This is a genomic window from Limnobaculum eriocheiris (assembly GCF_021010575.1).
Taxonomy (GTDB): Bacteria; Pseudomonadota; Gammaproteobacteria; order Enterobacterales; family Enterobacteriaceae; genus Limnobaculum; species Limnobaculum eriocheiris.
Genome location: NZ_JAJNAG010000041.1, coordinates 1 through 23,034, shown reverse-complemented (window position 1 = coordinate 23,034; position 23,034 = coordinate 1). Strand labels below are relative to the sequence as shown.

The 23,034-nt window shown below is 46.1% G+C and carries 21 protein-coding genes; 14 read left to right on the top strand and 7 right to left on the bottom strand.

Features of this window, described 5'->3' with window-relative positions:
- Positions 1-2 precede the first annotated feature (2 nt).
- The 4 genes from LPW36_RS14225 to LPW36_RS14210 all read left to right on the top strand — a co-directional run bounded on the left by LPW36_RS14225 (position 3) and on the right by LPW36_RS14210 (position 5,155).
- On the top strand, positions 3-1,157 hold the full coding sequence (locus LPW36_RS14225; protein ID WP_230610675.1) for a restriction endonuclease subunit S: 1,155 nt from the start codon (positions 3-5) through the stop codon (positions 1,155-1,157).
- Between the two features lie 9 nt (positions 1,158-1,166).
- Positions 1,167-2,309, top strand: coding sequence for an SIR2 family protein (locus LPW36_RS14220; protein ID WP_230610673.1), 1,143 nt, complete (start codon positions 1,167-1,169; stop codon positions 2,307-2,309).
- A 1-nt stretch (position 2,310) separates the two neighbouring features.
- Complete coding sequence (locus LPW36_RS14215; RefSeq protein ID WP_230610671.1) at positions 2,311-4,053, top strand: ATP-binding protein; 1,743 nt, start codon at positions 2,311-2,313, stop codon at positions 4,051-4,053.
- 67 nt (positions 4,054-4,120) lie between these two features.
- Positions 4,121-5,155, top strand: a complete 1,035-nt coding sequence (locus tag LPW36_RS14210) for a virulence RhuM family protein (protein ID WP_230610669.1) — start codon at positions 4,121-4,123, stop codon at positions 5,153-5,155.
- A gap of 57 nt (positions 5,156-5,212) precedes the next feature.
- On the opposite strand, the gene mobI is transcribed toward LPW36_RS14210, so the two are convergent.
- Complete coding sequence (gene mobI / locus LPW36_RS14205; RefSeq protein WP_230610667.1) at positions 5,213-5,890, bottom strand: conjugative transfer protein MobI(A/C); 678 nt, start codon at positions 5,888-5,890, stop codon at positions 5,213-5,215.
- A gap of 586 nt (positions 5,891-6,476) precedes the next feature.
- On the opposite strand from mobI, the gene LPW36_RS14200 reads away from it, so the two are divergent.
- The 5 genes from LPW36_RS14200 (at position 6,477) to LPW36_RS14180 (ending at position 10,047) form a co-directional block, all read left to right on the top strand.
- The gene (locus LPW36_RS14200; protein ID WP_476738495.1) at positions 6,477-6,626 is read left to right on the top strand and encodes a helix-turn-helix transcriptional regulator; all 150 of its coding nucleotides are present in this window, start codon (positions 6,477-6,479) and stop codon (positions 6,624-6,626) included.
- A 12-nt stretch (positions 6,627-6,638) separates the two neighbouring features.
- On the top strand, positions 6,639-8,315 hold the full coding sequence (locus tag LPW36_RS14195) for a DUF927 domain-containing protein (protein ID WP_148522282.1): 1,677 nt from the start codon (positions 6,639-6,641) through the stop codon (positions 8,313-8,315).
- A gap of 59 nt (positions 8,316-8,374) precedes the next feature.
- Positions 8,375-8,719 carry a helix-turn-helix transcriptional regulator gene (locus tag LPW36_RS14190; RefSeq protein ID WP_000136520.1) on the top strand — a complete coding sequence of 115 codons (345 nt, stop codon included), beginning with the start codon at positions 8,375-8,377 and terminating at the stop codon, positions 8,717-8,719.
- A gap of 177 nt (positions 8,720-8,896) precedes the next feature.
- Positions 8,897-9,046: a hypothetical protein gene (locus LPW36_RS14185; RefSeq protein ID WP_089066590.1), complete on the top strand. Its 150-nt coding sequence runs from the start codon at positions 8,897-8,899 to the stop codon at positions 9,044-9,046.
- 143 nt (positions 9,047-9,189) lie between these two features.
- A complete protein-coding gene (locus tag LPW36_RS14180; protein WP_188372402.1) occupies positions 9,190-10,047 on the top strand; it encodes a hypothetical protein in 858 nt (285 codons plus the stop codon).
- A gap of 301 nt (positions 10,048-10,348) precedes the next feature.
- Here the strand turns inward: LPW36_RS14180 and LPW36_RS14175 are convergent, their stop codons facing one another.
- The 6 genes from LPW36_RS14175 to rpmH all read right to left on the bottom strand — a co-directional run bounded on the left by LPW36_RS14175 (position 10,349) and on the right by rpmH (position 15,565).
- On the bottom strand, positions 10,349-11,518 hold the full coding sequence (locus LPW36_RS14175) for a site-specific integrase (RefSeq protein WP_230610665.1): 1,170 nt from the start codon (positions 11,516-11,518) through the stop codon (positions 10,349-10,351).
- Between the two features lie 163 nt (positions 11,519-11,681).
- Positions 11,682-13,046, bottom strand: coding sequence for a tRNA uridine-5-carboxymethylaminomethyl(34) synthesis GTPase MnmE (mnmE, locus tag LPW36_RS14170; protein ID WP_230610663.1), 1,365 nt, complete (start codon positions 13,044-13,046; stop codon positions 11,682-11,684).
- 104 nt (positions 13,047-13,150) lie between these two features.
- Positions 13,151-14,815, bottom strand: coding sequence for a membrane protein insertase YidC (gene yidC / locus LPW36_RS14165; RefSeq protein WP_230610661.1), 1,665 nt, complete (start codon positions 14,813-14,815; stop codon positions 13,151-13,153).
- Between the two features lie 2 nt (positions 14,816-14,817).
- On the bottom strand, positions 14,818-15,078 hold the full coding sequence (yidD, locus tag LPW36_RS14160; RefSeq protein ID WP_140920591.1) for a membrane protein insertion efficiency factor YidD: 261 nt from the start codon (positions 15,076-15,078) through the stop codon (positions 14,818-14,820).
- On the bottom strand, positions 15,042-15,407 hold the full coding sequence (rnpA, locus tag LPW36_RS14155; RefSeq protein ID WP_130593539.1) for a ribonuclease P protein component: 366 nt from the start codon (positions 15,405-15,407) through the stop codon (positions 15,042-15,044). Before rnpA ends, yidD begins: the two co-directional genes overlap by 37 nt.
- A gap of 17 nt (positions 15,408-15,424) precedes the next feature.
- Positions 15,425-15,565 carry a 50S ribosomal protein L34 gene (rpmH, locus tag LPW36_RS14150; protein ID WP_115458131.1) on the bottom strand — a complete coding sequence of 47 codons (141 nt, stop codon included), beginning with the start codon at positions 15,563-15,565 and terminating at the stop codon, positions 15,425-15,427.
- A gap of 821 nt (positions 15,566-16,386) precedes the next feature.
- On the opposite strand from rpmH, the gene dnaA reads away from it, so the two are divergent.
- The 5 genes from dnaA to LPW36_RS18010 all read left to right on the top strand — a co-directional run.
- The gene (dnaA, locus tag LPW36_RS14145; RefSeq protein WP_230610659.1) at positions 16,387-17,775 is read left to right on the top strand and encodes a chromosomal replication initiator protein DnaA; all 1,389 of its coding nucleotides are present in this window, start codon (positions 16,387-16,389) and stop codon (positions 17,773-17,775) included.
- Positions 17,776-17,780: 5 nt separating this feature from the next.
- On the top strand, positions 17,781-18,881 hold the full coding sequence (gene dnaN / locus LPW36_RS14140) for a DNA polymerase III subunit beta (RefSeq protein WP_230610657.1): 1,101 nt from the start codon (positions 17,781-17,783) through the stop codon (positions 18,879-18,881).
- A 21-nt stretch (positions 18,882-18,902) separates the two neighbouring features.
- Entirely contained in the window at positions 18,903-19,988 is a 1,086-nt protein-coding gene (gene recF / locus LPW36_RS14135) for a DNA replication/repair protein RecF (protein ID WP_108900966.1), read from the top strand.
- Positions 19,989-20,007: 19 nt separating this feature from the next.
- On the top strand, positions 20,008-22,428 hold the full coding sequence (gene gyrB, locus LPW36_RS14130) for a DNA topoisomerase (ATP-hydrolyzing) subunit B (protein WP_230610655.1): 2,421 nt from the start codon (positions 20,008-20,010) through the stop codon (positions 22,426-22,428).
- A 535-nt stretch (positions 22,429-22,963) separates the two neighbouring features.
- A partial coding sequence (locus tag LPW36_RS18010) for an IS1 family transposase (protein WP_338085959.1) occupies positions 22,964-23,034 on the top strand: 71 nt, incomplete at its 3' end.

Genomic DNA, 23,034 nt, shown 5'->3' with positions numbered 1-23,034 from the left:
ACATGGAACAGGTTTTATATTCATTGCCGGATGGGTGGAACTATCAAAAGCTTAAAACACTAATAAAAATGCATTATGGCAAAGCTTTAAAGGCCGCCGACCGCATTGAAGGAGAAGTCCCTGTATATGGCTCTAATGGTGTCGTAGGAAGCCATAATGAACATTTGTGGGACCAACCCACAGTTGTTATTGGTCGAAAGGGATCTGTTGGTGAAGCAAATCTTGCCTATACACCTTCTTGGACAATTGATACTGCATACTACGTAGAAATTATTGATCACGAAGTTTTGAATCTTATGTATTTCTATTACTTTGCTGATAGGTTCGATGTTTCGTCAATATCTCAAAAAGGGGTTAAACCTGGCATTAATCGCAATGATTATTTGAATTTGAGTTTCCCTCTGCCTCCACTCAATGAACAAGAACGCATCGTCGAAAAACTCGATGCACTGCTCACCCGTATCGACACCGCCATCGAGCATTTGCAAGAAAGCGTCGCATTGAAGAGTAGCCTTCTTCAATCAGCGCTTGATGGCCAGTTTGCAGCTATCACTGACCGAATGACTATTGAATCGCTAACTGAGGTAAAGGGCGGCAAGCGCTTACCAAAAGGTGAAAAGCTAAGTGATGAAGAGACTGAGCACCCCTATATCCGAGTGGCAGATTTTACAGATAAAGGAACGATAGATTTATCTGACATCAAGTACATATCCAAAAAAATCCACGAGCAAATCAAACGCTATGTGATTTCCAAGGACGACCTTTATATTAGTATCGCAGGAACTATCGGTAAAACAGGCTTTGTGCCTCCCGAATTGGACGGTGCAAACCTGACAGAAAATGCAGCCAAGTTGGTTATCAAAGATAAGCAACAACTAGATTTAAACTATCTATATCTATTCACTTTAACTTCAGATTTTTCTGCCCAGGCAGGGCTAGCGACTAAAACAGTTGCACAGCCTAAGTTGGCATTAACTCGTTTAAGCAAGATTGAAATCCCAATGAGTTCTCTCGGAGAGCAGAAAGCTTTGGTGTCGACGATTGAGACACTGAAAAGCAAAATTCACGATGCTGAAGAAGTCCTTCTAGGGAAAATTGAAGACTTGAAAAGCTTAAAAGCATCAATTCTTGATTCTGCCTTCAAAGGCGAGCTCTAAGGAGGGAGCATGGCATTCGAAATCACAGTTTTTGAACAAAAAGAGTTCAGAGAAGCAATCAACAAACTAGAAGAATTACTCTCTCATTCGAAAGCGGTTCTTCTAGGAGCTGGAGCTAGCTGCTGTGCAGGTCTTCCATTAACGAACCAGCTAACAGAAAGAGCACTAAAAAGTGACAAGCTTTCCGTTGATTCAAAGCAGATATTGACTGCCATACAAACTTCTTTTGCTGGCGCAAATCCAGCATCACATATCGAAGATTATTTAAGTGAGTTAGTCGATTGGCTTGCTATTACAGCTCGTAGGGCAAATCGCAATGTAACCGCTAGTAGTGTACTGATTGGCGGTACTGAATATAGTAACGATCAGCTATTACAAGCAATAAACGAGATAAAACTCGCTATTTTTGACGTAATTAATGTTAAGGTAGATTCTGCTATACATGAGCGTTTTGTTCAGGCATTGCATCGACCAATGCGACCAGGCAAAGAAAACCAGTCGAGTACCATCGATTATCTCGTGATGAACTACGACACGTTAATTGAAGACTCACTCGCACTCTCACAATTGAGATATGCCGATGGTTTAGAAGGCGGTGTATCTGGATGGTGGAACCCTTCGACGTTTGAACAGAGCAGTCTAGATGCCCGAGTATTTAAGTTACATGGTTCCATCAATTGGGCTGAACATAGTTCTTCATCAACACCATTGCGTATTGCTCCCCATTTAAAGCGTAGCCAAGATCAAGCGGCAAAAATTATGATTTGGCCAGCTTCGACTAAATACCGTGAAACTCAACTCGACCCCTACGCCAATTTAATGCACAGAGCGAGAGCAGTTTTAAACCCGTTAGGTGGTAGCCAACGGGTTTTGTTGATCGCCGGTTATAGTTTTGGTGATGCACATATCAACCTAGAAATCGAACGCGGTTTAAGAGCTTCAAATGGAAATTTAACCGTGATTGCATTTACTAGCGACGTCGCGCCCAGTGGTGTATTACGAGCTTGGCATGAAGACAGTTCAATCAACGAACAATTGCTGATCTTTGCTGATAGAGGATTTTTCCACGCTGAGCAAAAGGCAATCTCAACCAATAGCCTTGAATGGTGGAAGTTTGAAAACCTAACGCAGATCCTTGAAGGAGGTATTTGATATGGACAACAAATACATGAAACCTATCGAGAATCTATCTATCGGGAAAATTATTGAGGTGGATGGTTCGCGAATTATCGCCGAGCTAGACCCTGCTATTTCAGAATTGTCCCGAGTATTTGCAGGTGAAAACTATCCGATTGGGCAGTTTGGCTCAATAATCAAAGTCCACTTTGGTCGCCGCTCTATCTATGGTTTAGTCAGCCGATTGCGTATGAAAGCTGATTATCAGCTAGAGAAGGGCTTGCCTGTAGCCTCCTCTGATGAGCGTATTATTGAAGCTGATTTATTTGGAGAGGGTGAATGGCGCAGAAAGGGAGAAGATGAATTTTCTCTTGAGTTTGAACGTGGTGTAGCAACTTATCCTCTGCCGCAGCAAACCATTTATCTTACACCCAAATCAGAGCTTAGGTTTATTTACGGTGATGCCAAAGGTGCGGTTATTCAACTTGGCGAACATGTTGGCTCTGGCGGTGCCCCTTGTTACGCTGAGTTGAATGAATTACTAGGTAAGCACACTGCCATCCTAGGCTCTACCGGTGCCGGTAAATCAGGTACTGTGGCGGCAGTTATTCACAGTATTCTCGAACGTGGCCAGATAGCAAAACATGAGCACTGGCACCCGCAAATTATTATTCTCGACCCGCATAATGAATATGGTAAGGCGTTTCCAGCACACCAACGTTTATCAACCGATGAAGGTTCGTTAAAACTACCGTATTGGTTGCTCGACTTAGAAGAGTCGTTGAGCTTGTTTATCGGCAAGACCGAGTTTGCAGCAACATCACAATCAAACATTGTTAAAAATGCCCTAATTGCGGTTCGTGAGCAGGCGGCTGAGCAGCTTGGGCTTGATAAGAACCAATTAACGGTTGACTCGCCGATTCCTTACATTATTGGCAGCGCAGAAGGCTTAGACCATTTCGGATTCAAAGATGGTGCTCTCTACGAGCATGGATTAATTGGTGCAATTAACGCTCAGCGGCCCGAAAACAAAGATAAAAAGCAGCATGAGGATTTTAGTAGAGTTATTCGAAAGATAGATTCATTGCTAAAAGATGGTCGCCTCAAGTTTATGATGGAAAGTTGGGATGGCGCCGAAGATCCGTTACCTACAATCGTCAATCAATTCTTAACGCAGAAAACCACAGTTCAGATTGTTGACTTGTCTGGTGTACCTAATGAAGTCGCCGGTGTTGCTAGCGCTGCAATAGCGAGAATCGTTTTTCAACTTAAAGTCTGGCAAACCGAAGCTGAACGGCAAAATAGCCCAGTACTTTTGGTGTGTGAAGAGGCACACCGATACGTACCGAACCGTGGTGAAGCTCAGTATGAGGCAGCTCAATCTGCAATTCGTCGAATTGCAAAGGAAGGCCGAAAATATGGCGTTGGTCTGTTATTAGTTTCGCAAAGACCGAGTGAAGTTGAAGCAACAGTATTGTCGCAATGCAATTCATGGATCGTACTTCGAATTACCAATGATGCCGACCGCGAGCATGTTCGTAGTGTGTTACCTGATTCTATGTCCGGCTTAACCAAAATGCTTTCCGGTTTAAGGCGCCAGGAGGCCATCTTTGTCGGTCAAGCAGCAACGTTACCAACTAGAGTGATGATTCGCAGCTTATCTGACGACCAGTTGCCTCGCTCAAATGATGTTAATTTCGATAAAGGTTGGCAGCAACAGGCGATGACAATCGAACAAATTGGTGATGTGGTTACGAAGTGGCGTTATCAGAGTAAGTGATCACAGCAAGACTTACGGTACTACACACAAGAATAACAGTACTCAATAGGACTTAGAGGTTGAGTGAATGACAGATAATATCCCCCAAGCTCCTCAAGGTGAGTTTGTTCTTTTTACCAGTGCTGATGGTCAAACTCGCGTCGAATGCCGATTTGAATCTGATACGTTGTGGCTTTCTCAGGCTGCAATGGCAGAGCTTTATGATAAAGACGTCCGTACAATTAATGAGCACCTAATCAACATCTACAACGAGGGTGAGCTTGTACAAAACGCAACCATCCGGAAATTCCGGATAGTTCGATTAGAAGGTACCCGCCAAGTATCTCGTGAGATCGACCACTACAATCTCGATGCAATTTTGTCTGTAGGCTACAGAGTTCGTTCGCAACGTGGTACACAGTTCCGTCAATGGGCAACGCAAGTCCTGAAAGAATACCTGATCAAGGGATTTGCCATGGACGACGAGCGCTTGAAAAATCCGCCCGTTGGCCATTCTGCTGTGCCAGATTACTTTGATGAAATGCTGGAACGCATTCGTGATATCCGCGCTAGTGAACGTCGTGTTTATCTTCGAGTGAAAGAAATCTTTACTATGGCTGCTGATTACGAGCCATCTAACCAAGAGACCAACCGCTTCTTCCAAACCATTCAGAACAAGCTGCATTATACTTGTACGCATATGACGGCTGCTGAGCTTATCGCCAGCCGTGTGGATGCCAGTAAGCCGGATATGGGCTTAACCAGCTATAAAGGCGATGAAGTACGCAAGACTGATGTTACCGTTGCCAAGAACTATCTGCGTGAAGACGAAATCAAAGAGCTTAATCGCATCGTCAATATGTGGCTCGACTTTGCCGAAGACCAAGCACTGCGTCGCAAGCAGGTATTTTTACAGGACTGGGCCGATAAGCTTGACCAGTTTTTAAGTTTTAATGATCGGGACGTACTAAGCGGAGCTGGAAAAATATCCAAGAAAGACGCTGATGATAAAGCGAAATTGGAGTTTGACCTCTTTGCCCAGCAGCGCCGCCGTTTGAAAGAAGCTGAAGGCGCACGGGCCAATATTGCAGCACTCAAGGCCATACTCAAAAAAGATAAATAGCCGATATAGTACAGCCCTGATTTCGAATGAATTGAGGGCTGTGTTGTAAGGGGATAACTATAAAGGATTATCCATCTTAAAATCGTCGATATCGCCTGCCATTTTGAATAGATTGGTGTCATTCCAACGGCACAGTTGTCTAACCCGCATTAGATTTGAGTTGGCTCTGCGGATTATTGAGAAAGCATCTTCAACAGCAGTAATCACCGGTTTTTCCCAATCTTGTGCTCGGGTAAAGGTGCTTTGTGGATAGCGATAATTACCCTCACGGGGGAGGTAATGGCTGATCACCTGGTATTTGTCAGAATTCTTTTTAGGCTTAAACTCATTATAAACCCAGAAAATTTCCAATTTCATCTCTCGCAGCCTAACACGGCAACCAAAGTGGCCCGGATACCCTGGTGAGTCTTTCCCTCTATGGTCTCGATTGTGCTTCCAATAGAGATCGGCTATTCGCTGGGCTATGTAGTAGTAGCGAAGTTGTTCTATTTCGGTCGATTTATGGGTGTAGTGTAGATATTGCTCTGAGACTGATAATGAAAAAAGCATAGCATCGTCTTGATTTACGTTTGTGCTATTGGCAATAAAGGTTTCCCAAATATTAATTTGTTTTTCTAGTCCTTTAAATGATTTTGAGAAGGCTTCTATATACTCAGATTGCGGTTGATTTCCCCCATTTAGTGCGGCACCAAATGTAGCTATCTGTTGTTCTAAAAATGAATGATTTTTGGTCATTACATAATCCTCTGTGTTGTTGATACAGAGCCAGTTTATTGCTACATACCCACTTTCATCCGCCGTCGTCATGCCCTTTTGGGGCACCTAAGTCTTTTGTTGTGGCGCCTTAGCCAAAAGACCCAGCCAATCCCTTTCCAAATAATTATCTGATGGGGGATCTAGACTGGTTTATTCCATACAAGCGCTATCATCTTCAAAAGAGCTGAGCTAAATGATTCCATTTTTTATGGGGGACATGGCTTTAAGATGTGTAAATCGCTAGGTCTCTAAACTTTCACATGTGAAATTTTTTCTCTGGGTATTCACTGGCGCACAATTTGATACGGTAATGTCGAGAAACTCATTAGTGGCTTAGCTTTTTGCTCCTTAGAGGCTGTTTTTATCTATATATTGAATAAATGTCATTAAATATCAGCGTGTTGAAATTTATTATTGAAGTTCCCAAAAAGGGCAGTTCCAGCGGTCTGCTTAGTTTGTCTTTTTCGAGATGATTGCTCCTGCAAGTTAGATAATAAACAGGAGTCATCATGACGGGTAATAACCAACCTAAACAAGAAGAACGGTTACTGACTTATGCTGAAGTGTGGCTTGTGACGTTTTGCAAACGTCACAAGCCACACTTCGCCGTTACGTGCGCGATGGACGTTTTCCTCCTCCAATAAAACCCAATCCCAATGGTCGTACTGTTCGCTTTCGGTACAGCGACATCACAGCTTGGTTGAGTGATTTGTGATGGGGGTTAGTGATGCAATATAAGTTGCAGGATGATGGGCTCTATTGCTTGTCCTCTGATCGGTGGCTGCGAATAGGTGGTTGGATTCAGGTGTTGGCTCGCACTCGTTTAACTGACAAACGACATGGGCATGGAGCGCTGCTAGAGTGGCAAAATTTTGATGGGGTTAGGTTACGTGAAGTTGTGTATGCCAGAGACCTGAATAGTGATAATGCACGTCAGATCAGGGATATGCTGGTCGATACTGGGTATCCTTTAACTCCTGGCCAGTCAAGTTGGAGTAGGCTTCAACATTATCTAATAGAGCAGATGGCTCTTGCTGCTCCGGCGACAGTGGTTAATCGAACAGGCTGGCATGGTTCAGTGTTTGCAACCAGTAACTGGACTATCGGTTCAGCTGACGAACCGCACCATTTCGTAGGTCAGCTATCTGGTTCTACAACGTTAGAGGAATCCGGAAGTCTCAGCGATTGGCAGACTTATGTCGGTCAGCTATGCCGAGGCAACCCGTTAGCAATTTTCAGTATTGGAACGGCGCTGGCTGCCCCACTAATCGCATCTTCTGGTATGGAAAATGGCGCCATTCATCTGGTTGGCGCATCGTCGACTGGGAAAACGACCTTGTTGCAATTGGCGGCCAGCGTCTATGGGAGCAACCGCTATGTCCGCAGTTGGATTTCAACCAGTAACGGACTAGCGGCAGTCTCTTCAGAGCATAACGACATGTTGTTGCCGTTGGACGAAATCGGAATGGCACGCCCGGAAGACATCGATACAGCCATTTATCAGATCATGAACGGCTCTGGGAAGCTACGCGCCAACGTTTCCGGCGAGCTGGCCATGACTTCTCATTGGAGAACGCTGGTGTTAAGTAGTGGAGAAGTCTGGATTGCAGAGCTACTTCAGCAGATCGGTAAACCGTTACGCGCTGGCCAGCAGATACGCCTGGTGGAGCTCCCTGTGTTTGGGACCTACGGTGCGTTCGACGAATTGCATGGTCACAAGCATTCTCAGCAATTTGTGGACGAGCTTAAATCGTCTTGTCAGCACTACCATGGCACCGTAATTCGCGAGTGGATTTCGTTACTGACCGAGCGTCATGACGAGCTGAATAGCTACCTGAGTCACGAAATTGGTCGCTTAAGCGGTATTTGGATAAGCGACCAGATGGCATCGCAGGTGCAACGAGTCATCAGGCGGTTTGCCCTCATCGGGGCGGCACTTTGTCTCGGTAGTAGGAATTTTATCCTCCCTTGGAGCGAGGAAGAGTCCTTGGCAGCCGTCCACCGAACCTTGAAGGCTTGGCTGGACAATCGAGGCCACTCCAGAAATTCCGAGGAATTCCGGCTTCTCAAAGCGCTGGAACGAGCAATGAAAGTCTGGGAGCGCAGTCTCAGTGATATTGAGCAAGCGAGAGGTCATGGGGGAGCTGGTTTTCGACGCTCGCACGAGGGATGTGAGTTGTGGTTGATTTATAAATCGCACTTCCTGAAGCGGCTCGGACTGCCGACCCATTACATGAGGGAAGTGGAGGTGCTGTTACAACGCAATTGCTTGGTAACGAATGAGCGCTCTAGGGGAACCTATAAGACGCGGATTAATGGTGAGTTTCAACGTTTTTTTGCGCTCAAACCTGACCAAGTTAGGCGCCATCTTGAAGATTTAGAGAGGGTTGAACATGACGACTAGCTCAGTGTTCCCACTTTCCCACATTTCCCTGTTCGATTTTGAGGTAAAGGAGTATCAACATGACTGAAAAAGAGATGCTTCAGCGCATGCTGATGGATATGTCATTGCTTAAAAAACTGATTACCGATCATATCAAAAACGAGCAACGTCCTGACACAACAAAGGAAATCCTGACAGTTGAGGAATGTGCTGAGCTGACAGGGTTAAAGAAAAGCACTTTGTACCGGTTGACTCACGAACGCAAGATCCCATTTTTCAAACCTAATGGCAATCGGGTGTTCTTCAGGCGAGCAGATATCTTGGCTTGGTTGCAGAGTAATCGTGTGGCGTCTTCTGATGAGATTGATAAAGCCGCTGCTGATCATCTAGTGGCTAACCGGAAATTGTATGGCCGGAGATATTAGGTTGAGGTTTAACCTTTTGAAAATAAATAGGAATGGTTGGATGCGTTACATGTCACGTTCTTTAACTGTGACATGTAACGGTTACTCGTCGAATTGACAGTTCAAGCTTTAATGACTAAGTCTTAATGTGCGTGCGAATGCGCATTTAAAAACAAATCATTAGCTAGGGATGGTCATATGTCTGTAAAACATACTCCAACAGGTGTTGTACACAGCGGTGCTAAAGGCGGCAACACTGGCTGCGGCACTGATACGAAGAAAAATGCTGATCACTGGGTTAATTCCCACGAGAAAATCACATGTGATAAGAACGGCTGTAAAAACTAACGATCTTATATGGTTGATGGAGGGCACTGTCGAGGTGCCCTTTTCTTTATACCTTTTTTTATACAGAGTTCTTAAAATTCAATAAAATTGCCAGTTTATAGCTTCGTGTTACCATCTTTGGTAACACGAAGCAGGAGTTCGACATGAAAAAATCAATAATCGCATTATCAGTGTTAGTCGCTAGTTCAGCATTTTTCTCCGTGGTAGCAAGTGCATCTGATACAAAGTCATTCGATCAATTAGCCATTCAAGCGGATGATTCGTTTGCTCTAAAAGTGCTAAAAGCAGCTGGAGGCAATAAAAACACTCAGGACGTCGAAGTATCGGCTGAAGATTGGGAAAAGGTTAATGGTTCTTCAGGCTCTGTCATGGCGTTGAATATGGCTGCAGGTACAGCTGGTATTGGTGCATTTGGTGGTAGTGGATTAAGTGGTGGTTTATTGAATGCTGGTTTGTTCTTTCTTGGCTCTACGAACAAAAAGCCCTTGGCTTGGTTTAATCTGATCCAAGTAATTCCTGCTTCTGAATTAATAAGTCACTCCCAGCAATTATCTGATTATTTAGCGAAAGATATAGGAACAGAATATAAGATTGGAAGCGTCAAAATTGGGAGCCAAATGACTCATCCAATGTTTGTTAAGAATGCAAAAGCCCAACTACCACCTTACAAAAAAGAAGCTGAATGGTCATATTTAACCTATGGTGTGTCTGTACCTAAGTCGACATTAAATGCAGAACAGGCTTCATCCTTATTTGGTCAATCATTTGAGTCAGGTGATTATGTAGTAGTAACAACGACAGTTAGTACATGCGGTGAGCTGGTTCTGCTAGATAAACTAAATGCCCTAAATACGACTTATCCCTCATACCTCTATGTACCGCCTGTAAATAAAGTTGCGAATAGGGACTGTCCCGAGGCAGATAAATTAAGAGCAGAATATCAGCAGGTGATTGACTTGGATAAAAAACAGACCCATTTATTTATTAAACCGAAAGCCTAACAATAAGGCCGTTACAGAAAACTCTATAACGGCCATTGTTTTTATATCGGACAGCTCGGCGGTCTAGGAAAACCTGAAAAGTCCAAGTTAGTCGCAGGTGAAGCCTTTTGGAACACTCTTGAACCTTAACCCCCATTTCCACCCCTAACTGATTGTTAATCCTGTCGTCGGGACTATTGTTCTGATCCTTTTGGACATCTCGCTAAGTGAGTAAACTCACTGATTGTGTGGGAGAGGAATAAAGTTTCTATCCTTGGGGTGACTTGTTCACCCCTATATTGTCTTCCGACAAATAATGCTCTTAGTCTGATGACTCATCGAAGATATCAGGAAAGGTCCGCATGGCCTCTGTGCGGCGGGTTTCCAGAATATCTGCGTAGATTTCTGTTGTCCTGAGTTCGCTGTGGCCAAGCAATCTGGAAAGGGAATAGATGTCTAGGCCTCGGGCCAGTTGGTTCACAGCAAAGGTGTGGCGGCCTGCATGAAAGGTCACGTGTTTGGTTATCCCGGCACGTACAGCCCACTGCATTAGCGCGACGTTGCTGTAACTGTCGTAACGTAAGCCCTTAAAAACCCGTTCTGTCGGTTTTCCCCTGTTTTCCAAGTTGAGCAAACGTACTGCTGAATCCGGTAAGTCGAGATATTGCAGGCCATTGCCCGAGTTTTTGAGCTTTATCTGGGAAAAGATTATTCGGTAGTGCCCTTGAGCAAATAGTTCAATTTCACCCCACACCAGTTTATGAATGTCTGACCAGCGCAGTCCAGTCGTGCAGGAGAACAGAAATGCTCTCCGTAGTACATCGTAACGGCATTCAGCCTTGGTAAGAGCCTTTACCTCATCAAGAGTGAGGTAAGTACGCTGTGTCCTCTCTGCTTTGATGGATTTGACTTGTTCAACAGGGTTATCTCTGATGATTCGGTCTCGTTGCGCTTGGTTGAGTGCTGCCCGAATTTTATTGAAGTAGCTACAGGCGGTATTCCTAGATAGGCCGGTGTCTGATTTTGTTATTGCCTCATGCTGTAGGTAATGGCGGAACCCTTCCAAAAAGTATTTATCTACCTGTTCAAAAGTGAGTTCTGCGTGGCGGTGATAACGGTGGAGATGGATGCTCGCTGAAATCCAAATTGAGTAATTGGATTTACTACCGGATGCTTTACTTGCTGCTATTTGATTGAAGTAATCAAAGAAGCTGGCATTGAGTTTGGTGCGGTCATCCAATCCATGTTTGGCAGATTCCATTTCTAGCAGGCGTTTGGCACGAATGGCCTCGGCTTTTTGCAATGTGGTTTTGTTGTGCTCACGCTCAACTGCGTTTTTTGGCTTGTTGTAGAGGAATAGATTCAGCGGTTCGTAAGAGCGCTTTTGAGCTCTTGAACCGTCTTCCGAGGTCTTTGAGCCGTAATAGTACACGAGCCTGATGGGGCGCAGGCCATTTTTATCTGGTTCTCGCTTTTGTATATTGATTTTCATAGGTTTTTATCATCTTGTGCTCCGCATGTGCTCCAGAATTTATCTTCGGAGCACATACGGAGCAAGAATCGACAAAACCCTTCAAATTACTTCCCACCAAGTAAAACAAAATTATTTTAAAATCATAATGTTGTTTTGATTTGGTTTGATACGTTTTACTATTTTACTTCCCGATACAAAAACTCGAGAAAATTCTTCCTAACAAATCATCAGAGGTAAACTCACCGGTAATTTCGCTGAGTGCCTGTTGAGCCTGACGAAGTTCTTCCGCCAGTAATTCTCCTGCGCGAGCGCTTACTAACTGATCCATACCTTGGTCAAGATGCTGTGCTGCGGTCTCCAACGCTTGCAGGTGGCGACGACGGGCCAGAAAGCCCCCTTCAGTATTACTGGTAAAGCCCATGCTCTCTTTAAGATGATTACGTAGGGCCTCTACACCTTCCCCCGTGCGTGCTGACAGACGGATAAGTGAGTGACTATTCACTTCGCTGATACCCAGCATTTCTCCGGTTAAATCGGCCTTATTGCGCACTACGGTAATGGGCAGGGTCTTGGGTAAGCGAGCCATAAACTCCGGCCAGATATGCTCAGGTTCAGTTGCGTCAGTGGTGGTGCCATCAACCATAAACAGTACCCGGTCGGCCTGTTCTATCTCATTCCATGCCCGTTCAATACCAATACGCTCGACTTCATCACCGGCTTCACGCAGGCCAGCGGTATCAATAATATGCAGCGGCATACCGTCAATATGAATATGCTCACGCAGTACGTCACGGGTGGTACCTGCAATATCGGTCACGATAGCGGCTTCACGGCCCGCCAGCGCGTTTAACAGGCTGGATTTACCGGCATTAGGGCGCCCGGCAATAACCACCTTCATCCCTTCACGCAGCAGGCTTCCCTGACGGGCTTCGGCCCTTACGCCGTTTAGCGCTTTCATAACCTGCTGAAGCTGGGCTTCAATCTTGCCATCAGAAAGAAAATCGATCTCTTCATCAGGAAAATCAATTGCCGCCTCAACATAGATGCGTAAGTGAGTGAGTGCTTCCACTAATTGGTGGACCCGGTTGGAGAACACGCCCTGCAATGAATTGACCGCTGAACGGGCAGCCTGCTCTGAGCTGGCGTCAATCAAATCGGCAATAGCTTCTGCCTGTGCCAGATCCAGCTTATCGTTCAGAAAGGCGCGTTCAGAAAATTCACCGGGACGGGCAATGCGTACATCCGGTAACATCAGAATTCGTTTCAGCAATAAATCGAGAATTACCGGACCACCGTGCCCTTGTAGCTCCAGTACATCTTCACCGGTAAAAGAGTTTGGGCCCGGGAAGTAGAGCGCAATTCCCTGATCGAGAATGGTGCCGTCCACATCCCTGAATGGTAAATAGTCCGCATAGCGAGGTTGCGGAATTTTGCCCAATAGCTGCATTGCCACTTCTGCAGCCTGCTTTCCAGAAACCCGAAGTATGCCGACGCCGCCGCGTCCCGGAGGGGTGGCTTGGGCTACGATAGTATCGGTTGTATTCATGATTCGGTTCTCTGAAAAGTGTATGAAATCATTATATAAAAAAGGCGGTCACTTCAATGGAGACCGCCTTTTATCAAGCATATTGCTGAGGTCTTACCGTCGCATTAAGCGGTTTTCTTCTCTTTATTGTCTTTCTTATCGCGACTATGCAGGCCTTTCTTCTCCAGACCACGATAGATCAGTTTCTGCTGGATAATTGTAACCAGGTTACTCACGATATAGTACAGAACCAGACCTGATGGGAACCACAGGAAGAAGACGGTGAAAATAACCGGCATGTAAGTCATGATTTTCTGCTGCATCGGGTCTGTCACCGGCGTTGGTGACATCTTCTGGATCAGGAACATCGTACCGCCCATTAACAGCGGCAGAATGTAGTACGGATCCTGTGCAGATAAGTCATGAATCCACAGGGCAAACGGCGCATGACGCAGTTCAACGGAGCCCATCAACATATAATACAGTGCCAGGAAGATTGGCATCTGAATGATTAATGGTAAACAACCGCCCAGCGGGTTAACTTTTTCTTCTTTGTACAGCGCCATCATTTCCTGACTCATGCGCTGTTTGTCATCACCAATACGTTCACGCATTGCCTGTAGCTTCGGCTGTAACAGCTTCATCTTGGCCATGGAGGTGTATTGTGCTTTAGTCAGCGGGTACATGATACCACGCACGATAAAGGTGATAACAATGATGGAGAAGCCCCAGTTACCAACAAAGCCCTGAATAAATTTCAGTAACTTAAACAGCGGCTGAGAAATAAACCATAACCAACCGTAATCAACCGTCAGATCCAGATGTTCAGCAACGGCAGCCATTTGGTTCTGAATTTCAGGACCAACCCACAGTTGAGCGCCCAGTTGTTCAGACGCACCCGGCTGGATAATTACCGGCGCATTTCTGAAGCTGATAGATGACTGACCATCATCACCATGAGTGGTAAAGAAGGTGCTTTGGCTGTCACGATTTGGGATCCAGGCAGTAGCAAAATATTGCTGCAGCATGGCAACCCAACCACCTTTAGTATCGATTTTCAGGTTCTCATCGGCGATATCATCAAAACTGTATTTCTTATATTTGTTGCCATCTGAAGAGTACGCTGCGCCACGATAGGTATGCAGTGCAAAGTTATTGCTACCATTGTCACGGACTTTTGGCAGTTTAGCGGTTTGCTTCAGCTGGCCAAACAGCACAACATCCATTGGTTGCTGGCTGGTATTGTTCACAAGGTAGTTGACGTTAACCACGTATTCACCACGTTTGAATACGAAGGTCTTGGTGTATTTCACACCGTTGCTGTCGGTATACGTCATCGGAACTGTCAGTTCGTTTTGACCATCAGCCAGCTCAAATACGTCTTGTGTCGTGGTATAAAGCGGACGAGGACCGTTAGCCGGGTTGTCCGGACCATTTTTACCTACCAGACCGCTAAGTGCCTGATAAGCAAAATCAGGTGCTTTTTCCAGCAGTCTGAACGGTTGCTTTGAACCTAAAGTATCAGGGTAAGCTGACAGATCGGCTTCCTGAATATCGCCACCGCGGGTGTTGATAGTCATAGAAAGAACGTCAGTTTTTACCGTGATCAGTCCGCCTTCACCTGCAGCCAGTTCTGACTGAGTGGAGCTGGCAGATCCAGCAGCGGCGGTAGCCGTGGTTTTCTGCGCCGTTGGTGCTGGCTGTGGTGCATTATCTGTTTCCCATGCCTGCCAAATCAAAAAAGTGACAAACAGCAGGGCGACAAGAAGAAGATTACGTTGAGAATCCATTATTAATGTTCTCTATTATGGTCAGTATTGTTAGGCGGAACTGGATCATCACCACCCGCATGTAAAGGATGGCATTTTAATACGCGTTTGATTGTCAACCAACTACCTTTCACTACGCCAAACCTGCTCAATGCCTCAATTCCGTATTGAGAACAGGTAGGACGAAACCGGCAATGTGGCCCAAGTAACGGGCTGATTACCAGTTGATAACCCCGAATCAACATAATCAAGATGCGGGAACCAGCCGACAATGACGACGCCATAACTTATCCAATGTTTCTGTCAGTGCGCAATTATCCAGATCGGCAATACCTTTTTTGGCTATTACAATAAAATCCATGGAGGGGAGATCATGCTGGCGTGTACGAAAACTTTCGCGGGTGAGGCGTTTAATTCGGTTACGTTCATGAGCTCGTTTCACGTATTTTTTTGCAACAGTTAGACCAAGGCGCGGGTGACCCAGCGTATTTAGTCGGCCAAGAATGGTGATTTGAGGACTACCGGCTCGTTGCGGTTGCTGAAAAACAAATGTGAAAGTACTGGGAGTTAACAAACGTAACTCCCTGGGGAATGCTAGCTTAAGCTTAACCACACAGATGGTTAACTCGATTAACCGGCAACAGTTAAACGAGCACGGCCTTTAGCACGACGACGAGCCAGAACCTGACGGCCGTTTTTAGTTGCCATACGTGCGCGGAAACCGTGGCTACGGTTACGCTTTAATACGGACGGTTGAAAAGTGCGTTTCATGGCGATCTCTACCTAAATCTTAATTATTACTGTCAATGCGTTTGGCTACCCGACGTGAAAACGACCGACGCCTCAATCACAATGTACAAAGAGGCGGGATTGTAATAATTGTACAGCCCCGAGTCAATTCAGAACGCTTATCTCTGTATAAAAACTCGTAGTTACTACTACGATCTCCAGTTTTTCGGCCTTTTCTGCCCCTTGCCTCACCTTTAATATTAAAAAAGGTAATGCAGGATTTGAGAAAGCGATAAAACCTGAAGAGCGAGAAGCGCCACAAGTAGGGCTGAGGATTATACGTACTCCCTGAAAAATCGCAAGGATCGTGAATAGATCCTTTTCATCTATATGGGATCGGAATAGCGATCGTCGAGAGGATCCCTGGTGCCAGAGGTTATCCACAGTAGCGGCAAAAACAACACTTCCCGGCGATCTTTTTTCAATGAGTTGTCGCGACGGGCTTATCTTTACTATTTTTTATCAGTAGTTTTTGATCTAAGTGACAACTTATCCTATTTATTCAGGTACACTCCTCAAATCCTGTGGATAAAGCGACGTCTTCTGCATGGAAAGGAAGATCTCAGGGCGACTTTACGCTATCATATGTCGGTGCCGATGATTCGATCCCAACCGTAAGATCGAGAGTGATATCGGGTTTTCATCGGACAATTTTACCAGTTGGCTGGCCCGCCCTCAGGCGCAACTGTCTGTATGTTCTAAATAAAATAAGAAGTATGTTGTAAGCGGTAGAGGAAGATGCGTTAAATTCGTTGATGTTTCTCTGTCTTTGTTATTGATCTTTTGTTCGAGTGGAGTTCGCCGTGTCACTTTCTCTTTGGCAGCAGTGCCTTGCCCGACTGCAAGATGAATTACCTGCCACCGAATTCAGCATGTGGATCCGTCCGTTACAGGCGGAACTGAGTGACGATACACTCGCCCTTTACGCACCTAATCGATTTGTTCTTGATTGGGTTCGCGATAAATATCTGAATAATATTAATGCATTATTAAATGACTTTTGCGGTACTGATGTACCTCAACTGCGTTTTGAAGTGGGTACCAAACCACTGACTCAGATCGATCGTCCGGCGAAAGTGAGTGCGAATGGAAGTGGGCAGACTGGTGCCGCACGCCCTGCTGCGGTTCGTCCAAGTTGGGAAAGCACTTCGGCACAGCCGGAGCTTTTTTATCGCTCAGGGGTAAATCCTAAACATCAGTTTGATAACTTCGTTGAGGGTAAATCTAACCAACTGGCCCGGGCCGCTGCCCGCCAGGTTGCAGATAACCCGGGCGGCGCTTATAACCCGCTGTTCTTATACGGTGGAACCGGGTTGGGTAAAACTCACCTGTTACATGCGGTTGGTAATGGCATTATTGAGCGTAAGCCAAATGCCAAAGTGGTTTATATGCATTCTGAGCGTTTTGTTCAGGATATGGTAAAAGCATTGCAAAATAACGCCATTGAAGAGTTTAAGCGTTACTATCGTTCTGTTGATGCATTGCTCATTGATGATATTCAGTTTTTTGCTAATAAAGAGCGTTCACAGGAAGAATTCTTTCATACGTTTAATGCGTTGCTGGAAGGCAACCAACAAATTATTCTTACCTCTGACCGTTACCCGAAAGAGATCAATGGTGTTGAAGATCGTCTGAAATCTCGCTTCGGCTGGGGGTTGACGGTAGCCATTGAGCCGCCGGAGCTGGAAACCCGAGTAGCTATATTAATGAAGAAGGCAGATGAGAACGATATCCGACTGCCGGCAGAAGTCGCCTTCTTTATTGCCAAGCGCCTGCGTTCTAATGTCCGGGAACTGGAAGGGGCATTAAACCGGGTGATTGCCAATGCGAATTTCACCGGGCGCGCCATTACCATTGACTTTGTGCGTGAGGCCCTGCGGGATTTACTGGCGCTGCAAGAAAAGCTGGTTACTATAGATAATATCCAAAAAACGGTAGCAGAATATTACAAAATTAAGATCGCTGATTTGCTGTCTAAACGGCGTTCCCGTTCTGTAGCCCGCCCGCGCCAGATGGCGATGGCACTGGCTAAAGAGTTGACCAACCACAGCTTACCGGAAATCGGTGATGCGTTTGGCGGCCGGGATCACACCACCGTGCTGCACGCCTGTCGTAAAATAGAGCAGTTGCGAGAGGAAAGCCACGACATCAAAGAAGATTTCTCTAACTTAATCAGAACATTATCATCATAACGCTTATGAAATTTATCATTGACCGTGAACATTTAATTAAGCCGCTGCAGCAAGTCAGCAGCCCGCTGGGTGGCCGCCCAACGCTGCCTATTCTTGGTAACCTTCTGATTCAAGTTACAGACGGTTATCTGTCACTTACCGGTACCGATCTTGAAATGGAGATGGTGGCGCGTATTAACCTGACTCAGCCTCATGAGCCGGGTGCGATTACCGTTCCTGCACGTAAATTTCTCGATATCTGTCGTGGGTTGCCCGATGGTGCGGAAATTAGCATTACTCAGGAAAACGATCGCATTCTGGTGCGTTCAGGCCGTAGCCGCTTCTCTCTCTCCACTTTACCTGCATCAGACTATCCGAATCTGGATGACTGGAAGAGTGAAGTAGAGTTTACGCTGCCTCAGCCAACGCTGAAGCGCTTAATTGAAGCCACTCAGTTTTCTATGGCACATCAGGATGTTCGTTACTATCTTAACGGCATGATGTTTGAAACCGAAGATGAAGAGTTGCGTACAGTCGCTACCGACGGTCATCGTCTGGCGGTGTGTTCAATGCCCGTAGGGCAGAAACTGCCTCCTCACGACGTTATCGTACCGCGTAAAGGGGTTCTGGAGCTGGTTCGCCTGCTGGATAACAGTAATGGTGACGTGCGCCTGCAAATCGGCAGTAATAATATTCGCGCTCATGTTGGTGACTTTATTTTCACTTCCAAGCTGGTTGATGGACGTTTCCCTGACTACCGCCGCGTACTGCCAAAAAACCCGGATAAAACGTTGGAAGCTAACTGTGATGAATTAAAGCAGGCATTCTCCCGAGCGGCAATTCTTTCCAATGAGAAGTTCCGCGGTGTACGTCTGTATCTGAACCAGAATCAGCTGAAAATCACGGCCAATAACCCGGAGCAGGAAGAAGCTGAAGAGATTCTGGACGTGGTATATGGCGGTACCGATCTGGAAATCGGTTTTAACGTCAGCTATGTGCTGGATGTGTTGAATGCACTTAAGTGTGAAGATGTGCGTTTATTACTAACTGACTCAGTATCCAGCGTACAAATAGAGGATTGTGCTAACACCAGTGCAGCCTATGTTGTTATGCCAATGCGTCTGTAAACGGGGCTACTGTACCACTGAATGGCTTTAACCCGCTTATTGATTAATGACTTCCGCAATATCGAATCGGCGGATCTCGCACCGTCCGCCGGTTTCAATTTCTTTGTCGGCCCTAACGGCAGCGGCAAGACCAGCGTACTGGAAGCAGTATATACGCTTGGTCATGGTCGCGCTTTTCGCAGCCTGCAAACCGGACGGGTTGTTCGGCATGAGCAGCAAGAATTCGTATTACATGGTAGAATAGCCGGTAATGAACGGGAGTTATCGGTTGGGTTACGTAAAAGCCGCCTTGGTGATACCAAAGTTCGTATTGATGGCAGTGATGACCATAAAGTCTCTGAACTGGCCCAACTATTACCCATTCAGTTAATTACGCCGGAAGGATTCACTTTACTCAATGGTGGCCCTAAATTTCGGCGGGCATTTTTGGACTGGGGCTGTTTCCATAGTGAGCCACACTTTTTTCATGGCTGGAGCAATCTCAGACGGTTGTTGAAACAGCGAAACGCAGCGCTGCGTCAAACTCATCGCTATTCACAAATTCGTCCGTGGGATCAGGAACTCATCCCGCTGGCAATGCGTATCAGTGAATGGCGTGCAGCGTATGCAGAAGCGATTGCACAGGATATTACCGCAACCTGTGCTGAGTTTTTACCGGAGTTTAACCTGTCGTTCTCCTTCCAGCGCGGTTGGGATAAAGAGAGTGATTATGGCGAACTTCTTGAGCGGCAGTTTGAGCGTGACCGGGCTTTGACCTATACGTCAGTAGGCCCACATAAAGCAGATTTTCGTATCCGTGCCGATGGAACGCCGGTGGAAGATCTGCTGTCGCGCGGCCAGCTCAAATTATTGATGTGTGCACTGCGCCTGGCTCAGGGGGAGTTTTTAACTCGCCAGAGCGGACGCCGTTGCCTCTATCTTATCGATGATTTTGCTTCCGAGCTTGATGTCCATCGCCGCAAACTGCTGGCGGATCGTTTAAAAGCTACCGGCGCCCAGGTTTTTGTCAGCGCCGTCAGCGCTGAACAGATCGCTGATATGATGGACAAAAAGGGCAAGATGTTCTCTGTAGAACATGGCAAAATAGAGCATCAACCACAGGATTAATAGTGAGCGAGAAACGCTAATGTCGAATACATATGATTCCTCAAGTATCAAGGTTTTAAAAGGTCTGGATGCGGTACGTAAGCGTCCTGGCATGTATATCGGTGATACCGACGATGGTACCGGTCTGCACCACATGGTATTTGAGGTTGTCGATAACGCAATCGACGAAGCGCTGGCTGGCTACTGTAAAGACATCGTTGTAACCATTCACAGTGATAATTCCGTTTCCGTGCAGGATGATGGTCGTGGTATTCCTACCGGCATCCATGAAGAGGAAGGCATTTCTGCTGCGGAAGTTATTATGACCGTACTGCACGCTGGCGGTAAGTTTGATGATAACTCCTATAAAGTGTCCGGTGGTTTGCACGGCGTGGGCGTTTCGGTAGTTAATGCGCTGTCTGACAAACTGGAACTGGTTATCGATCGTGAAGGTAAAACCCATAAGCAAATCTATCGCAGCGGTGTGCCGGAAGCGCCTCTGAAAGTGGTGGGTGACGCAGACAGAAGCGGTACGCGTATTCGTTTCTGGCCAAGTCCGGACACCTTTACCACTAACCTTGAGTTCCAATATGACATTCTGGCTAAACGCCTGCGCGAACTGTCGTTCCTGAACTCCGGTGTTTCCATCAAATTAAATGATGAGCGTGATGATAAGCACGACCACTTCCATTATGAAGGGGGTATTAAGGCGTTTGTAGAGTATCTGAACCGTAATAAAACGCCGATTCACCCATCCGTATTCTATTTCACGCATCAGAATGAAAAAGACGGTATCAATGTAGAAGTTTCTCTGCAGTGGAACGATGGCTTCCAGGAGAATATCTACTGTTTTACCAACAATATTCCACAGCGTGACGGTGGTACTCACCTGGCCGGTTTCCGTGCCGCAATGACCCGTACACTGAATAACTATATGGAAAAAGAGGGTTACAGCAAAAAAGCCAAAGTTAGCGCCACTGGCGATGATGCCCGTGAAGGTTTGATTGCCGTGGTTTCGGTTAAAGTGCCGGATCCTAAATTCTCTTCACAAACTAAAGATAAGCTGGTCTCTTCAGAGGTTAAATCTGCCGTTGAATCCATCATGGCGGAAAAACTGTCGGAATATCTGCTGGAAAACCCGGGTGATGCCAAAATCGTAGTAGGCAAAATTATCGATGCGGCTCGTGCTCGTGAAGCAGCACGTAAAGCGCGCGAAATGACGCGCCGTAAAGGGGCATTAGATTTAGGCGGCCTGCCAGGTAAACTGGCGGACTGTCAGGAGCGCGATCCGGCACTGTCTGAACTCTACTTAGTGGAAGGGGACTCTGCGGGCGGCTCTGCTAAACAGGGGCGTAACCGTAAGAATCAGGCCATTTTGCCGCTGAAAGGAAAAATCCTCAACGTAGAAAAAGCGCGCTTCGACAAGATGCTCTCTTCTCAGGAAGTGGCGACCCTGATTACCGCATTAGGTTGTGGTATCGGCCGTGATGAATACAATCCTGATAAGCTGCGTTATCACAGCATCATTATCATGACCGATGCCGACGTGGATGGTTCACACATCCGTACTCTGTTGCTGACCTTCTTCTATCGCCAAATGCCGGAAGTGATTGAGCGCGGTTATATCTATATTGCCCAGCCACCGCTGTATAAGGTGAAGAAAGGCAAACAAGAGCAGTACATCAAAGATGATGAAGCGATGGATCAATATCAAATCACCACCGCATTAGACGGCGCTTCACTGTTTGTAAACCCACAGGCCCCTGCAATGGCGGGTGAGCCTCTGGAGCGTTTGGTGGCCGAGTATTACAGCGTGCAGAAGATGCTCAAGCGTATGGAGCGTCGTACACCACTGGCTCTGCTTAATCAGTTGGTTTATCAGTCAACTCTGACGGAAGAGGTCCTGGCGGATAAAGCGAAAACTCAGGAATGGGTTGAATCACTGGTTAATACCCTTAATGAGAAAGAACAGCATGGCAGTACTTATATTGCTCTGGTTCAGGAAAACAGCGAACGTGCCATTTTCGAACCGTTGATTCGCGTTCGGACTCATGGTGTAGACACTGACTACAACCTGAATATTGATTTTGTATTGGGTAGTGAATACCGCAAGATGTGCCACCTGGGTGAGCAGTTGCGTGGTTTGATTGAAAATGAAGCCTTTATTGAGCGCGGCGAGCGTCGCCAGCCAGTAAGTACTTTCGAACAGGCTCTTGACTGGTTAGTTAAGGAATCACGCCGTGGGCTATCAATTCAGCGCTATAAAGGTCTGGGAGAGATGAACCCGGAACAGCTATGGGAAACCACGATGGACCCGGAAGGGCGCCGTATGTTGCAGGTAACGATTAAAGATGCGATTGCCGCCGATCAGCTGTTTACTACACTGATGGGGGATGAAGTTGAACCTCGTCGTGCCTTTATTGAACAAAACGCCCTGAAGGTTGCTAATCTGGACGTGTAGTAAGTAAGAAAACAGCTTTTTTGTTGTCATTCTTAAACCACCTCCTCTGGAGGTGGTGATCGTTCTTGTAGGGCTTTGCCTTAATAATCACTAAACCAATTATTTTTCTTATTTCATTCTATTGCAGATAATCACGAACTTGGTTTTATGCAGGTAGAAATAGAGGAATAGTAATGGTTGGTGTTTATACAGTAGTTAGCCCCCCTTTTAGTGGGCCGTGTCAAAGCCACCTGCTATGCAGGTGGATTATTTACTGTCATTTTTAAACATCCCACAGGATGCTGCCTTAATAAACGCTCAGTTGCGCATTTCATCATATTACCGTCAGGCCTGGTTTAATACAGTAGTTGACCCCTTTCAGAAACTATATCAAAGCTACTTGTTATGGACGTAGAGTGGTGGCTGTAGAGCCAGTTAAAGCTGTGGCTGCAATAGTTGTAAAACAATCGATCTTTGTTTATTTGAGTTATTGCTTAGATTTTTTGGTCGTGACGCATATTTAGTGTTGTGGTATTCTTCGCCCTTTGGATGATTGATGGCAAAGATTGATGTAGTTTGTCCCCGCTGTTCTGAAACGAGTGATGTGATCCGAAACGGTCATTCCAC